This window comes from Persicobacter diffluens (assembly GCF_036244895.1).
Classification (GTDB): Bacteria; Bacteroidota; Bacteroidia; order Cytophagales; family Cyclobacteriaceae; genus Persicobacter; species Persicobacter diffluens.
The window spans coordinates 315,540-330,348 of record NZ_BQKE01000002.1 but is presented as its reverse complement, the minus strand read 5'-3'; the positions used below and the strand labels follow the sequence as shown (position 1 = coordinate 330,348).

Annotated in this window: 13 protein-coding genes and 1 pseudogene; 7 read left to right on the top strand and 7 right to left on the bottom strand. The window is 39.9% G+C overall.

Annotated elements, in window-relative coordinates:
- Positions 1–64 precede the first annotated feature (64 nt).
- The 4 genes from AAA970_RS16080 to AAA970_RS16065 form a co-directional block, all read right to left on the bottom strand.
- Positions 65–1,192 carry a transposase gene (locus tag AAA970_RS16080; protein WP_338237911.1) on the bottom strand — a complete coding sequence of 376 codons (1,128 nt, stop codon included), beginning with the start codon at positions 1,190–1,192 and terminating at the stop codon, positions 65–67.
- Between the two features lie 71 nt (positions 1,193–1,263).
- Positions 1,264–1,878, bottom strand: coding sequence for a hypothetical protein (locus tag AAA970_RS16075; protein ID WP_338237910.1), 615 nt, complete (start codon positions 1,876–1,878; stop codon positions 1,264–1,266).
- A 774-nt stretch (positions 1,879–2,652) separates the two neighbouring features.
- Complete coding sequence (locus AAA970_RS16070) at positions 2,653–3,462, bottom strand: SMI1/KNR4 family protein (RefSeq protein ID WP_338237909.1); 810 nt, start codon at positions 3,460–3,462, stop codon at positions 2,653–2,655.
- A 716-nt stretch (positions 3,463–4,178) separates the two neighbouring features.
- Complete coding sequence (locus tag AAA970_RS16065; protein WP_338237908.1) at positions 4,179–4,670, bottom strand: hypothetical protein; 492 nt, start codon at positions 4,668–4,670, stop codon at positions 4,179–4,181.
- Between the two features lie 230 nt (positions 4,671–4,900).
- Here AAA970_RS16065 and AAA970_RS16060 point away from each other — a divergent pair, with 230 nt between their 5' ends.
- From AAA970_RS16060 to AAA970_RS16050, 3 genes are read left to right on the top strand one after another with little or no spacing between them, the layout of a single operon-like run.
- Positions 4,901–5,206 (top strand): phage integrase N-terminal SAM-like domain-containing protein, encoded by a 306-nt coding sequence (locus tag AAA970_RS16060; protein ID WP_338237907.1) that lies wholly within the window; start codon positions 4,901–4,903, stop codon positions 5,204–5,206.
- Positions 5,176–5,796, top strand: coding sequence for a tyrosine-type recombinase/integrase (locus tag AAA970_RS16055; RefSeq protein ID WP_338237890.1), 621 nt, complete (start codon positions 5,176–5,178; stop codon positions 5,794–5,796). The genes AAA970_RS16060 and AAA970_RS16055 overlap by 31 nt, the downstream gene beginning before the upstream one ends.
- Positions 5,796–6,962, top strand: coding sequence for an IS91 family transposase (locus AAA970_RS16050; protein WP_338237906.1), 1,167 nt, complete (start codon positions 5,796–5,798; stop codon positions 6,960–6,962). Before AAA970_RS16055 ends, AAA970_RS16050 begins: the two co-directional genes overlap by 1 nt.
- 303 nt (positions 6,963–7,265) lie before the next feature.
- Here the strand turns inward: AAA970_RS16050 and AAA970_RS16045 are convergent, their stop codons facing one another.
- The gene (locus tag AAA970_RS16045; protein WP_338237905.1) at positions 7,266–7,976 is read right to left on the bottom strand and encodes a tetratricopeptide repeat protein; all 711 of its coding nucleotides are present in this window, start codon (positions 7,974–7,976) and stop codon (positions 7,266–7,268) included.
- A gap of 317 nt (positions 7,977–8,293) precedes the next feature.
- On the opposite strand from AAA970_RS16045, the gene AAA970_RS16040 reads away from it, so the two are divergent.
- Both AAA970_RS16040 and AAA970_RS16035 read left to right on the top strand, forming a co-directional pair.
- Entirely contained in the window at positions 8,294–9,112 is an 819-nt protein-coding gene (locus AAA970_RS16040; protein ID WP_338237904.1) for a tyrosine-type recombinase/integrase, read from the top strand.
- The gene (locus AAA970_RS16035) at positions 9,112–10,278 is read left to right on the top strand and encodes an IS91 family transposase (RefSeq protein ID WP_338237903.1); all 1,167 of its coding nucleotides are present in this window, start codon (positions 9,112–9,114) and stop codon (positions 10,276–10,278) included. Before AAA970_RS16040 ends, AAA970_RS16035 begins: the two co-directional genes overlap by 1 nt.
- Before the next feature lie 306 nt (positions 10,279–10,584).
- Here AAA970_RS16035 and AAA970_RS16030 read toward each other — a convergent pair whose 3' ends face one another.
- Positions 10,585–11,445, bottom strand: a complete 861-nt coding sequence (locus AAA970_RS16030; protein ID WP_338237902.1) for a DUF6985 domain-containing protein — start codon at positions 11,443–11,445, stop codon at positions 10,585–10,587.
- 200 nt (positions 11,446–11,645) lie between these two features.
- On the opposite strand from AAA970_RS16030, the gene AAA970_RS16025 reads away from it, so the two are divergent.
- Both AAA970_RS16025 and AAA970_RS16015 read left to right on the top strand, forming a co-directional pair.
- Positions 11,646–12,542: a tyrosine-type recombinase/integrase gene (locus AAA970_RS16025; RefSeq protein ID WP_338237901.1), complete on the top strand. Its 897-nt coding sequence runs from the start codon at positions 11,646–11,648 to the stop codon at positions 12,540–12,542.
- Positions 12,542–13,709: pseudogene (locus tag AAA970_RS16015) on the top strand (IS91 family transposase). Before AAA970_RS16025 ends, AAA970_RS16015 begins: the two are co-directional and overlap by 1 nt.
- Positions 13,710–14,002: 293 nt before the next feature.
- Here the strand turns inward: AAA970_RS16015 and AAA970_RS16010 are convergent.
- Positions 14,003–14,653 carry a hypothetical protein gene (locus AAA970_RS16010; protein WP_338237898.1) on the bottom strand — a complete coding sequence of 217 codons (651 nt, stop codon included), beginning with the start codon at positions 14,651–14,653 and terminating at the stop codon, positions 14,003–14,005.
- Positions 14,654–14,809 lie beyond the last annotated feature (156 nt).

Genomic DNA, 14,809 nt, shown 5'->3' with positions numbered 1-14,809 from the left:
TTGAGATTGAGTTTAAACAAAGTCTTAAAAGAGCAATTAGAACGTAACATATTAGTACATACAACTAGACATTTATTGATTTGGGGCAAATTTTCCGATCATGGCTTAAGAAGTGAATCAGGATATACTCGCCCCAATTTTCTATTCTGTAATCAGCTTCTGCGATGCATTCGACTCCTTTTCGAAAAACGGAAATGGATCTGTACCTTTTACCATTGGCATAAGTTTTCAGACTAACACTTTTGTACTTTTTCAACCCATGAGCTATGGATACCGAATATGCAAAAACGACAATAGCCATCATTAACCGGCATCTATCTGCTCCCTGAACATTCATTTTTTCAAGGTCAAAACCATTGGTCTTCAAATGTCTGAAACATGTCTCAATTTGCCATCGCTTCCGATAGTCCTCAGCTACTTTATATGCGTTTTTAGATAGATTTGTCAGAAGGAAAATCACAGGTTCCTTTTCCGCATCTTCACTTTTCTTGATGACCATCCGGCAATTGTCTCCGGCTTCAAACTTCATCTTAGCGGACATCGTTTTGCCCTTCACCTTACTATTTATGACTTTTGAAATCATTTGCGCTTTCGTCATAGATTTTTCATTCCACTGATTCTTAAAGTTGCATTCTTTTACCCGAAGCACATATTTAAAGCCGTTATCCTCAAGGTATTTGATGAATTTCTGTCCTGCGTATTCACGATCAGCCAAGAGAATTTTGCCTTCAAGATTGAATAACTTTGACGCCTCTTCAAGCAACTGAATTCTTTCTTCCTGATTACTGATGCCCTTCTTTTCCAGATTCATGAAATAGATCGGCACAGCTACTCCATTATACAAAATTGCCAAGGTCATGAAATGAAAAGTGCGATCCCCTTGCTTCCAACTGGTGCCATCCACCATCAAAAAATCCCCACCTTTATGCATATGCATGGCGGATAATTGCAATAGATCACTCCATAAATGGGTGTCAGAATATTCCGTAAATATGCGGGTTAAGCGTTTGTAATGACCAGAGGCGGAAGTACTCTGATTTTCTAAAATGCTACCTATGCAATCTTTCACTTTATTAAGACATACGGTTCCTTTTCGGATGATACCTAAACTTAAAGCGAGTACATTTTTCCAGCAAGCTTTACCCCATTTTGGAAATTCTTGCGTAAGTTTGCTGTGAAGCGAATTGAACATAGATCTTTGTTGGTGTGGGAACCCAAAGTTACTATTGTTGATTCGCTTTTTACGTTTTTAGGCAAAAATGTCTAGCTGTATGATATTAGTATTTGATCTTGGTTTTGATCTTCATATATATAAATTTCACTTGCATCTAATGATTTAATTCCATTATTTGAAATTGCTCTTATTTTAACACCAATTATTATTTTAGATTTAGCTTCTTGTTTAGAAACAGAAATATCAATATTGTCAATATTATCTATCCCTTCAAAATAATTTCGGATTCTGCGTCTTTTGGTACGTAGTTTTTTTAATTGCTTAATTGATTCTGGTAATAATTTTTCGTGTATGTCAGCCTTATTTATCTTATAATTATCTTGTAAATCAGACTTGTAATTATTAATGTTTTTACTGGGTAGTTTAATATCCTTTAATACAGTTTCCTTAATTGCAAAATCCGCATCAATGTATATACTTTTCTTATTATTCAATAAAGTCTTGTTGTGTGCAACACGATCAGTTGTGATAAATATTGAGTTCTCGTTTAGTAAATGTTTTATAATTTCATTATCAGGAATACCAGGACAAGTGTCTTTTATATATAGAACTTCCAGCAAAGAAATATTGTCAATTTTTAAATAGTCAACCGCTATTAAAAATTGTCGTTGAGACACTGATTCATCCACTACTATCTTTTGCATTGTCGTCATTTTTTTTCACTGACCGTTAACGGTTTGCATATGGCTTGTGGCGGTTTAGAAGCACTTTCCTGTCCCACGAAACCAAAGCTGGCTACGAAGCGAAAACCTTGCTGACAGCCGTTCACCCGCCATAAGCTATATGCTGTGTTGAACTTAATCCCTTCGGGATAGCTCGTCACTAAAGATACTAATCATACCGATTTTTATAAATTAATCCTTTCACAATTTTCACCTCACTTAAAAAAAGATGAGAAAAAGAAAGGATTAACCATCGTAGCGCAGTCCATTATTGCTGTTGGCTATTCCGGTTCGATTTGTGCCAGTCACTTCAGTTCGCTTTGGCACGAAACACCCCCCCCCTTCTCGATTAACTTCAAGCATATGGTTTATGGCTGGGGCTACTATTTCCGATTATTGGGGAGGAAAAAAATGCCACCTCCATCAGCACCTTGTTCTACATGGCCTTGCAATAGTTTTAAATACCACGAAAAAAAGCCGCATATTCATGTGGCCTGGAACCGAACACCCCAAACCACAGAAATTCAGCTGAAAATCGGAAAATCATCATGGAAATCACCTTTTAGGAAGCCAATATTTGATGATTTTTGGCTTCAAATTTTCGCGAACCAAGTTTAGGGTTTGGGAAATCATCGACAAACTTGCCGCAAAACACATAATATCAGCTCGGGGAATTGATGCGCTCAGGGGTGTAGTTCAACCGGGAATATTCGCTGGGTCTTGCAGACCGCTCGTATTCCTATTTATTGGCAAACGTTATTTCATTTTGAAGTTATATCTCACAATGGTATAAGAATCAACAGGAATATTATTTCGAGTTCCTGCTTCAAATTTCAAGTTCTTAATATTCTCATTCACATCGTCAGTAATTCTCATATTGTCACCTCCTAGAAAATCTGCGTCAATAATTTCTCCGAACTTATCTACTGATACGAGATATGAATATGAAATTGTATAGTCTTCAGGATATCCTTCAAATAATGTAGATTCAACTTTAAGTAACTTAATAACCTCTGAATTATTAATCGAATATGGATATGAGTCTGCAACTTCAAGGTTTCGATTATTCTGCCACTCGTCTTTCATCTCACATTCTATCAATACAACAACTTCCGATGGTTGAAGATATTCTATTCCTGCTGTATTTGAATCATCTAGCTCGTCTTCTGTTAAATTTTCTTTTAAATGAGATATTAGTTCGTTTAAGTTCTCAAAAACTAGATCGTAACTATTTCCCCAATCAATCATGTCCTCATTGTTGTCGATAAAGGAGGGAGCTTCATGGTCAAACAGATAAATTCTAGTGTCATTATTATCTAAGATGACATAATAAAAGTTTCCTATCCCATCAATACCAATAATCAAGATATTATCTGGAGAATCTTCATAGTCGCTGATTTCAATTAGTCTATCCGTTTGATTTGGAAGACTTAGTTCTGAAACCGTATTGTATGGTGCTCCCAAACCAACAAGGTCTTCGGGATAGTTCAGTAAAAATTCCTTATACCAATCTGGTAGTTTCGTGTTTATACTTTTTTCTAATCTGTCAATTTCAAATTCTGTCATTTTAACTGTTTAGTTCATTAATTCGGTGTCCTTTCCCTAATGTTTGCCAACGATCCTGTATGAATCGTGCGTTTTGGTGAAGATAATGTTTCGTCTACTAAATAGCCAACTCTGCGAAATGGGCTATTACATTTTTTATCTCAATAGGCCAATTCGCAGAATTGGCGGGGCTTCCAAAAAGCAGAAAAGTTTCGTCAACCACAATTCAAGCATGATTTCATCACAGCTTGTTATATGCCTTTTTTAGAGTGTTCAAACCTCTGACTCTTCGAATGAGTAGGATTTCAACTATGAGAAATGGAAGTAAAATGAATGTAAAAGCGATGAGAACCCCTTTTAGATTTTCAATCATAAGATGTTCTGATTTATTTGTTCGAAATAATTCGACTAATGCGTCTGCAGTCATAACAACATAAATTACATAGAGAACATAAATAGTAGAGCAGATAATCAATGTATTATGGATTAGCAATATCAACATAGTTCCCCTGTTCTGAAATCTAGATTTAAAAGTTAAAAAGGCAAAAACTATAAATTCGGTTATAATGAAGGATATTATTGCCAATTGCCAAGTTGCTACCGAAACATATGAGTCATGAAGATTGATGTCCTGTTCTGTTAAAAAGTTGAAGTTATTTATCAAGCCAGTTGTTAAAAGACAGATCAAGAAGACTCCTAGATACCAGTAGACATTTGAGTTCCCAATATGTAGCATATTATTTAACTTGATTTTCGTTTAGATATTGGTCGAATGTATGATAGACTTGAATTTCACCATTAGGGTTCACTGTCAGGTATTTGTTAGGCAATTCTAGAAGTTTCGAAAGAATTAAACTCGAGTATTGTTCAGGGGTTGACTTCTTGATTAGTTCGACTACATCAGACTTGTTCAGGAGTTCAAAATGACACTCTCCATCATCATGAGTACTTAGTGAGCCATAATCTTTAAACTCCACTTCAAAGGTTAAAAACCATACTTCGTTTGAGGTTAGGAAGTCTGAAAGTTCGCCCGACGTTCTAAAAGTTGGAAAATCACTTTCAGTTGCCCAGCTTAAGTTCTTGTAGTCAGTTGTTCCAAGTGAGATGTTCACAATCTCTAAATCCCTAGGAAGCAGCAACATTCCTTGTTCGGATGAATACTCACCTAGGAACAGTATAAATTTACCGTCCCGTTTATCAAGGAGATATGTACTAGGATTTGCAGTCATGGCATATAACGGTTGGCGGTATGAAACGTTGCGCAATTCGGAGCTCAAACTTATCAGCACGCTAAGCCGTTGATTAATTGTTATTTTGTTCAAATATAGCACTATCCGCGCAATGTTTTATGACCGCGTGTTGAACTAAATCCCTTCGGGATAGCCCGTCACTAAAGATAGTGATCATACCGATTTTTATAAATTAAACCTTTCATATTTTTCACCTAACCCTTAAAAAGATGAGAAAAAAGAAAGGATTAACCATCGTTGAGCAGGCCATCATTGCTGTTCCGGAATTTGAGAACGTATGTAAGAAAATGGCTTCTCAGGTCAGCTTAGGCGGTCAAAGTGAGAGCACACTGAACAATTACGTCCGGCGGGTGGCGCTGTTTGTACTTCATTTTAAGCAATTACCGGAAGAAATCAGTGAGGATGAGATCAATGAATATCTGGTGGCTTTAGCCCGTGACCCCAAGTCACCCTCCCGATTAGCTTCAAGCATATGGTTTATGGCTTGCGCTACTATTTCCGATTGTTGGGGATGAATAAAAATGCCATCGCCCTACCTTCCCTTAAAGGGGACACCAAATTGCCGGTCATTTTGAATCGCTCAGAGTTAAAAGAGCTTTTTGCTGCGCCTTTCTTACTCAAACAGCGCATCGTTCTCACGCTAATATACTCAGCTGGCCTAAGGGGTCAGGAGGTGATCAACCTAAAATTGGGCGATGTTGATTTGGAGCGAAAAACAATTCATATCCGGCAGTCAAAATATAAAAAAGACCGTATTGTGCCCCTTTCGGAAGTGATGGTTGTTGGTTTAAAAAAATATCTTTCTGCGGAACACCCTCACATTTGGCTTTTTAATGGAAAAGATGGCGGTCAATACAGTGTCCGTGGTTTGTCTTGGGTAATGCGGGAAGCATTGAAGAAAACGCAAATTCAAAAAAAGGTTAATCTACATTCACTTCGGCATAGTTATGCGACCCATTTACTGGAAGATGGATTAAATATCGTTACTGTAAAAGACCTGCTTGGGCACTCTGAAATCGGCACCACCATGATTTATTTACATGTGGCGCAATGCGAAAGGCTAACACCACATAGTCCATTGGATACCTTATATGGGCGGAGATAATGCGACCAGCCGTCGAAATTGCGGATGTCATTCGACAATTCGGGAAGCAATATTGTGAGCAGGAAAAGCCTACCGCTGAACAGCTCAGGGTGCTCCATGATTTGCTTCAATGCCGGACTGCCAAATTGGGTGGGCATGAAGAACGATGTGATTGTTGCCATACCGTCCGCTATAGCTATAATAGTTGTGGTAACCGTCACTGCCCCAAATGTCTGGCTTCCAAGCAGGCTTTATGGATCGAAAAACTGATATCGAAAACCCTTCCGGTAAAGCATTATCATTTGGTGTTTACTGTGCCTCATATACTCAATAGCCTTTGTCTTTATGATCGAAAACTGTATTACAGTGCACTTTTCGCTGCTTGCTGGAGTACCTTAAAAACCTTCGGCTATACGCATTTCGGTGCGGAAACGGGGGCGGTCTGTGTTTTGCATTCATGGGGTCAAAATTTATCGCTGCATCCTCACCTTCATTGCCTGGTGCCGGCAGCGGGCTATGATCTGAAGGGTTGCTGGAAAAAGCTGGGCGACCATCAAAAATTTCTTTATCCGGTGCATCAGTTAAGTGGTGTTTTTAAAGGGAAATTTCTGGACTTACTCAAACGGCGTTTACGGAAAAAACAGCTGTTATCCGATTTTGAGGAGACCATTGAAGATGCTTATGGGAAAAAATGGGTGGTATATTGTGAGCCCGCCATGGCCAATGCGGAGCACGTCATCCGTTATCTTGGTCAGTATACCCACCGGGTAGCGATCAGCAACCAGCGCATCCTAAAAATCACCAAAACCCATGTCTCTTTCATTGCTAAAAACTATCGGACAGGTGGGCAAAAAAGCGCCATAACGATCACTGGGGTTGAATTCCTCAGAAGATTTTGTCAGCATATTCTACCGAGGAATTTTGTCAAAATCCGATATTATGGACTCTATAATGCGACCACCAAGCGGAATTTAAAACTGCAATTTCAGCCAGAGGAACATCCGGTCGAAAAGAAAATTCAGCAGAGCAATGAAACTGCAACGGCAGTGATCCATCGCATCGCAGGTAAGGATTTCAAAAAGTGTCCTCACTGCGAGCATGGTAAAATGATTATCGTTCGGGAGCTTCCAAGAATTCGCTCGCCTGCCATTGCCATCAGCACCTTGTTCTACAAGGCCCTGCAATAATTTTGAATACCCACGAAAAAAAGCCGCATTTTCATGTGGCCTGGGACCGAACACCCTCAACCTCGGAGATTAGGCTGAAAATCGAAAAATAACCAAAAGAATCACCTTTTGGAAAGTCAATATTTGATGATTTTTAGCTTCAAATTTTTGTAATGAAGGCTGAGGGGTTAATAAAATCATCGACAAACTTGCCGAAAAACACATAGTATCAGCTCGGGGATTCCACGCGCTCAGGGGTGTAGTTCAACCGGGAATATTCGCTGGGTCTTGCAGACCGCTCGTATTCCTATTTATTAGGTTTAGTTATATTTTTTCCTCTTTAATCATCTTGTTGAGCAGAACTTCCACGTCTTGTTTAAATAGCTCATTGTCCTTTACTTTTTCGACTAGCTCAATTGCCTTCACAATGTCTTTTTTGACTCCATCTCCTCTGTAGTATTTGAGTCCGAGATTCATACAGCAATGAATATGTGAATCTTTTGCACCTTCTTCTAAATACATTAAAGATTTATCGGGGTCTGGGGTTATACCTCCAATTCCTTTTTCGTAAATCTTGCTAAGTTTTGAATTGCAATTTCCAACAAATTCATTTCTGGCTATCAACTGTTCATAGATATTAATCGCTACGCTAATCTTTTCATTAAACTCATCATAGTAATAATTTGCCAGCTCAAATCCAGCTCTTTCTTCTCCTAATTCCCAAGATGCAATCCAATACTTTTCGGCTTTCTTGTAGTTTTCTTTAACTCCTTCTCCTAAGGAATAAAGGTCAGCTAATTCCATCCCAGCTTCAGCATCTCCAAGAGCTAATCCCTTTTGCAGAAACTGGATTCCTTTTTTTACATCTTTTTTAATGTTCGAATTTCCACGTTTTGCTCCAATATACATTTGACCTATTAAGGTATTTGCTTTGGCATTATTATCAAGGTCAATTGCTTCAAGAAGTTCAATAGCTTTCTTCTCGTTATCATCTTGCCAGAGCTCTGTTGCTTTATCTATTATCTCTTGTGTCATTGTCTATTAAACCTAACGTTCCTCGGGTAAGAGGCGGTGCGCGATTTCGAGCCGCGGTACTATCCTCGTGCAGGAAAGCTGATTAAATGTTACAATGGTTAAATATAGTAAAATCCGCGCACTGACTGCTTGACCCGATGTTGAACTAAATCCCTTCGGGATAGCCCGTCACTAAAGATAGTGATCATACCGATTTTTATAAATTAATCCTTTCACAATTTTCACCTCACTTAAAAAAAGATGAGAAAAAGAAAGGATTAACCATCGTTGAGCAGGCCATCATTGCTGTTCCGGAATTTGAGAACGTATGTAAGAAAATGGCTTCTCAGGTCAGCTTACGCGGTCAAAGTGAAAGCACACTGAACAATTACGTCCGGCGGGTGGCGCTATTTGTACTTCATTTTAAACAGCTGCCGGAGGAAATCAGTGAGGATGAGATCAATGAATATCTGGTGGCTTTAGCCCGTGACCCCAAGTCACCCTCCCGAAGTAGCTTCAAGCATATGGTTTATGGCTTGCGCTACTATTTCCGATTGTTGGGGATGAATAAAAATGCCATCGCCCTACCTTCCCTTAAAGGGGACACCAAATTGCCGGTCATTTTGAATCGCTCAGAGTTAAAAGAGCTTTTTGCTGCGCCTTTTTTACTCAAGCAGCGCATCGTTCTCACGCTAATTTATTCTGCCGGCTTAAGGGGGCAGGAGGTGATCAACCTAAAATTGGGCGATGTTGATTTGGAGCGAAAAACAATTCATATCCGGCAGTCAAAATATAAAAAAGACCGTATTGTGCCCCTTTCGGAAGTGATGGTTGTTGGTTTAAAAAAATATCTTTCTGCGGAACACCCTCACATTTGGCTTTTTAATGGAAAAGATGGCGGTCAATACAGTGTCCGTGGTTTGTCTTGGGTAATGCGGGAAGCATTGAAGAAAACGCAAATTCAAAAAAAGGTTAATCTACATTCACTTCGGCATAGTTATGCGACCCATTTACTGGAAGATGGATTAAATATCGTTACTGTAAAAGACCTGCTTGGGCACTCTGAAATCGGCACCACGATGATTTATTTACATGTGGCGCAATGCGAAAAGCTAACACCACATAGTCTATTGGATACCTTATATGGACGGAGATAATGCGGTCGGCCTTCGAAATTGCGGATGTCATTCGGCAATTCGGGAAGCAATATTGTGAGCAGGAAAAGCCTACCGCTGAACAGTTCAGGCTGCTCAATGATTTGCTTCACTGCCGGACTGCCAAATTGGGTGGGCATAAAGAACGATGTGATTGTTGCCATACGGTCCGCTACAGTTATAATAGTTGTGGTAACCGTCACTGCCCCAAATGTCTGGCTTCCAAGCAGGCTTTATGGATCGAAGAACTGATATCGAAAACCCTTTCGGTCAAGCATTATCATTTGGTGTTTACTGTGCCTCATGTGCTCAACCGACTTTGTCTTTATGATCGAAAACTGTATTACAGTGCACTTTTCGCTGCTTGCTGGAGCACCTTAAAAAACTTCGGCTATACGCATTTCGGTGCGGAAACGGGGGCAGTCTGTGTTTTGCATTCATGGGGTCAAAATTTATCGCTGCATCCTCACCTTCATTGCCTGGTGCCGGCAGCGGGCTATGACTTGAAAGGTTGCTGGAAAAAGCTGGGCGACCATCAAAAATTTCTTTATCCGGTGCATCAGTTAAGTGGTGTTTTTAAAGGGAAATTTCTGGACTTACTCAAACGGCGTTTACGGAAAAAACAGCTGTTATCCGATTTTGAGGAGACCATTGAAAATGCTTATGGGAAAAAATGGGTGGTATATTGTGAGCCCGCCATGGCCAATGCGGAGCACGTCATCCGTTATCTTGGTCAGTATACCCACCGGGTAGCGATCAGCAACCAGCGCATCCTAAAAATCACCAAAACCCATGTCTCTTTCATTGCTAAAAACTATCGGAAAGGTGGTCAAAAAAGCACCATAACGATCACTGGGGTTGAATTCCTCAGAAGATTTTGTCAGCATATTCTGCCAAAGAGTTTTGTCAAAATCCGATATTATGGACTCTATAATGCGACCACCAAGCGGAATTTAAAACTGCAATTTCAGCCAGAGGAACATCCGGTCGAAAAGAAAATTCAGCAGAGCAATGAAACTGCAACGGCAGTGATCCATCGCATCGCAGGTAAGGATTTCAAAAAGTGTCCTCACTGCGAGCATGGTAAAATGATTATCGTTCGGGAGCTTCCAAGAATTCGCTCGCCTGCCATTGCCATCAGCACCTTGTTCTACAAGGCCCTGCAATAATTTTGAATACCCACGAAAAAAAGCCGCATTTTCATGTGGCCTGGGACCGAACACCCTCAACCTCGGAGATTAGGCTGAAAATCGAAAAATAACCAAAAGAATCACCTTTTGGAAAGTCAATATTTGATGATTTTTAGCTTCAAATTTTTGTAATGAAGGCTGAGGGGTTAATAAAATCATCGACAAACTTGCCGAAAAACACATAGTATCAGCTCGGGGACTCCATGCGCTCAGGGGTGTAGTTCAACCGGGAATATTCGCTGGGTCTTGCAGACCGCTCGTATTCCTATTTATTGGCAGCTGGCTTTACTTCCTTCTTTTCCACCAAGGTTTTTTATCAAATTCCTTTATATAAGCATTAAGTAACTTATCTTCTTTATCAGGTTTATCGTAAGCATCAGATTCAGTTAAGTGTCCGTCTTGTTCACTTATTCTGGTCAATCGCCTTCCTTGTCTGAATACAAGTTGTAATCCATGCTCTTTTTCCCACTCACATTCACATGTCAAGTTTATGTAAATGTTTTCATCTCGACGGTCTCTACGTGACACAAAAATATCTTTTGGATAAACATAATTCCAGATATCATCCTTATCCTTAATTTGTCTTAGCTTACCATCTTCGTCTCCGTAATCAACAGCATTTAAAAAGTCAATGCAATGTTTAAAAGTTAAGTCTGATAATCCTTTTCTATCAATCTCCGTTTTTGAAAGAAATTGTTCCAACGCTTGGTCTGCTTCTTCGATAAACTCGGTATCATCTGTCGAGACCAAATCCATGAATGTTATTTTTATTTTCTTATTGTCAAAAAAAGGAATTTCCCTTGGCTCCGCTTCCCACCAGTCTTCAAATTGGTCATCTTGAAACAATACTCCAATTGATTTACTTACGACAAATTGTTTTACTTTAGATTTCCACTCTTTTTCAAAATCAGTCTTTGAGATTTCAAATTCGATAAATTCTTCTAAATCCAATTCTTGGTCACCTAATCCTCCATAAACATCTTCTGCATTATCAGAGTCATATTTAAGGACAATCCCGTTATCATACTTTTCTATCTGTCGAGATGGTAATCCTGAATCATCCGTTTCCAGAAAATACAATGAGGTTCCCCAATCATCAAATTGGTCACCTCTTGTTTCATTCCATTTTCGCTTAAAGTATCTCATTATGCAGTATGTTTCTTAGCTTGCTGCCAACGGCGAGGCTAGCAGCTGTAGTTTTGGTTCGTGTGTTGGCACTGAGCGACTATTGCTGCTAGCCATTGTTGAACTAAATCCCTTCGGGATAGCTCATCATCACTAAAGATAGTGATCATACCGATTTTTATAAATTAAACCTTTCACATTTTTCACCTAAACAAAAAAAGATGAGAAAAAAGAAAGGATTAACCATCGTTGAGCAGGCCATCATTGCTGTTCCGGAATTTGAGAACGTATGTAAGAAAATGGCTTCTCAGGTCAGCTTACGCGGTCAAAGTGAAAGCACACTGAACAATTACGTCCGGCGGGTGGCGCTATTTGTACTTCATTTTAAACAGCTGCCGGAGGAAATCAGTGAGGATGAGATCAATGAATATCTGGTGGCTTTAGCCCGTGACCCCAAGTCACCCTCCCGAAGTAGCTTCAAGCATATGGTTTATGGCTTGCGCTACTATTTCCGATTGTTGGGGATGAATAAAAATGCCATCGCCCTACCTTCCCTTAAAGGGGACACCAAATTGCCGGTCATTTTGAATCGCTCAGAGTTAAAAGAGCTTTTTGCTGCGCCTTTCTTACTCAAACAGCGCATCGTTCTCACGCTAATATACTCAGCTGGCCTAAGGGGTCAGGAGGTGATCAACCTAAAATTGGGCGATGTTGATTTGGAGCGAAAAACAATTCATATCCGACAGTCAAAATATAAAAAAGACCGTATTGTGCCCCTTTCGGAAGTGATGGTTGTTGGTTTAAAAAAATATCTTTCGGCAGAGCACCCTCACATTTGGCTTTTTAATGGAAAAGATGGTGGTCAATACAGTGTTCGTGGCTTGTCATGGGTAATGCGAGAGGCTTTGAAGAAAACACAAATCAAAAAGAAGGTTAATCTACATTCGCTTCGGCATAGTTATGCGACTCATTTACTGGAAGATGGTTTGAATATCGTTACGGTAAAAGATCTGCTTGGGCACTCTGAAATCGGCACCACGATGATTTATTTACATGTGGCGCAATGCGAAAGGCTAACCCCTCATAGCCCATTGGATACCTTATATGGGCGGAGATAATGCGACCAGCCGTCGAAATTGCGGATGTCATTCGACAATTCGGGAAGCAATATTGTGAGCAACAAAAGCCTACCGCTGAACAGCTCAGGGTGCTCCATGATTTGCTTCACTGCCGGACTGCCACATTGGGTGGGCATGAAGAGCGATGTGATTGTTGCCATACGGTCCGCTATAGCTATAATAGTTGTGGAAACCGTCACTGCCCCAAATGTCTGGCTTCCAAGCAGGCTTTATGGATCGAAAAACTGATATCGAAAACCCTTCCGGTCAGGCATTATCATTTGGTGTTTACTGTGCCTCATGTGCTCAACCGACTTTGTCTTTATGATCGAAAAACTGTATTACAGTGCACTTTTTGATGCTTGCTGGAGCACCTTAAAAACCTTCGGCTATACGCATTTCGGTGCGGAAACGGGGGCGGTTTGTGTTTTGCATTCCTGGGGACAAAATTTATCGCTGCATCCTCACCTTCATTGCCTGGTGCCTGCAGCGGGTTATGACTTGAAAGGTTGCTGGAAAAAACTGGGCGATCATCAAAAATTTCTTTATCCGGTGCATCAGTTAAGTGGTGTTTTTAAAGGGAAATTTCTGGATTTGCTCAAGCGAAGATTACGGAAAAAGCAGCTGTTATCCGATTTTGAGGAGACCATTGAAAATGCTTATGGGAAAAAATGGGTGGTATATTGTGAGCCCGCCATGGCCAATGCGGAGCACGTCATCCGTTATCTTGGTCAGTATACCCACCGGGTAGCGATCAGCAACCAGCGCATCCTAAAAATCACCAAAACCCATGTCTCTTTCATTGCTAAAAACTATCGGACAGGTGGGCAAAAAAGCGCCATAACGATCACTGGGGTTGAATTCCTCAGAAGATTTTGTCAGCATATTCTACCGAGGAATTTTGTCAAAATCCGATATTATGGACTCTATAATGCGACCACCAAGCGGAATTTAAAACTGCAATTTCAGCCAGAGGAACATCCGGTCGAAAAGAAAATTCAGCAGAGCAATGAAACTGCAACGGCAGTGATCCATCGCATCGCAGGTAAGGATTTCAAAAAGTGTCCTCACTGCGAGCATGGTAAAATGATTATCGTTCGGGAGCTTCCAAGAATTCGCTCGCCTGCCATTGCCATCAGCACCTTGTTCTACAAGGCCCTGCAATAATTTTGAATACCCACGAAAAAAAGCCGCATTTTCATGTGGCCTGGGACCGAACACCCTCAACCTCGGAGATTAGGCTGAAAATCGAAAAATAACCAAAAGAATCACCTTTTGGAAAGTCAATATTTGATGATTTTTAGCTTCAAATTTTTGTAATGAAGGCTGAGGGGTTAATAAAATCATCGACAAACTTGCCGAAAAACACATAGTATCAGCTCGGGGACTCCATGCGCTCAGGGGTGTAGTTCAACCGGGAATATTCGCTGGGTCTTGCAGACCGCTCGTATTCCTATTTATTAGCTGCTGGGCTTTTTTCTTTTTAAATACTTTTTTAATTCTTCTTCCAATTCTTTAATGTCATTTGAGGAATACCCGATAGTTCCACCTTTATCAATTTTCCAAGCCTGATAGTCATAATTTTTTCCTTCAATCTCAATTTTCGAGGTACTTGCAAGACCAAAACACAAGTCAATTGTGTCATTTCTGTCTTGAAGGCTAAACCCTGCTTTTGTAAACATCTTTGTTTTGGGCAAGTCTGAATTGATTCTGTTTGCGGTCAATAGAATTCCATTTTCAGGGATTTCTTTTTCATAAGTCCACGTAAAAAAGTTGATTGGTAGTTCTTCAGAGTCTTTTATATCATAGACTGTAACAACAAATTCAAAGTCTCTTTGGTCGGGAATTATGTAGGTCTTAGTTCGATCTTGCCATAAAAAACCAAAAGCAATGACACCTACAATTCCGATTTCAATTAGGAATAGTTTCCTATAACCTTTAATTGTCTTTTGTCCAAGATAGTCGAGTAGAAGTCCGAAAATAGCAACTGGAAGAAGGTAAAAAAGTCCAAGAAAACCGAAGCCCATTGGTCCTGGGAAAATTGCACCATAAATCGAGGCTATTATCAATAGTCCACAAATGATATTTATTGGTGTCGGTTTATATTTCATCGTCTTTTTGCCTTGCAGCTAACGTTTTGAATATGGGGCGTTTGGCACTTCAAAGCTCCAAAGTATCAAACCGCTATATGTTTTTTTATTTAAGTTAACATACTCAAATTTAGCACTATCCGCCAAATGACCTATATTTTTTGTTGGCATTTCGTT

Bases quoted from the DNA above. Each gene is read 5' to 3' on its own strand.
- AAA970_RS16080 (WP_338237911.1), bottom strand. From the start codon at position 1,192: ATGTTCAATTCGCTTCACAGCAAACTTACGCAAGAATTTCCAAAATGG.
- AAA970_RS16075 (WP_338237910.1), bottom strand. From the start codon at position 1,878: ATGCAAAAGATAGTAGTGGATGAATCAGTGTCTCAACGACAATTTTTA.
- AAA970_RS16070 (WP_338237909.1), bottom strand. From the start codon at position 3,462: ATGACAGAATTTGAAATTGACAGATTAGAAAAAAGTATAAACACGAAA.
- AAA970_RS16065 (WP_338237908.1), bottom strand. From the start codon at position 4,670: ATGACTGCAAATCCTAGTACATATCTCCTTGATAAACGGGACGGTAAA.
- AAA970_RS16060 (WP_338237907.1), top strand. From the start codon at position 4,901: ATGAGAAAAAAGAAAGGATTAACCATCGTTGAGCAGGCCATCATTGCT.
- AAA970_RS16050 (WP_338237906.1), top strand. From the start codon at position 5,796: ATGCGACCAGCCGTCGAAATTGCGGATGTCATTCGACAATTCGGGAAG.
- AAA970_RS16045 (WP_338237905.1), bottom strand. From the start codon at position 7,976: ATGACACAAGAGATAATAGATAAAGCAACAGAGCTCTGGCAAGATGAT.
- AAA970_RS16040 (WP_338237904.1), top strand. From the start codon at position 8,294: ATGGCTTCTCAGGTCAGCTTACGCGGTCAAAGTGAAAGCACACTGAAC.
- AAA970_RS16035 (WP_338237903.1), top strand. From the start codon at position 9,112: ATGCGGTCGGCCTTCGAAATTGCGGATGTCATTCGGCAATTCGGGAAG.
- AAA970_RS16030 (WP_338237902.1), bottom strand. From the start codon at position 11,445: ATGAGATACTTTAAGCGAAAATGGAATGAAACAAGAGGTGACCAATTT.
- AAA970_RS16025 (WP_338237901.1), top strand. From the start codon at position 11,646: ATGAGAAAAAAGAAAGGATTAACCATCGTTGAGCAGGCCATCATTGCT.
- AAA970_RS16010 (WP_338237898.1), bottom strand. From the start codon at position 14,653: ATGAAATATAAACCGACACCAATAAATATCATTTGTGGACTATTGATA.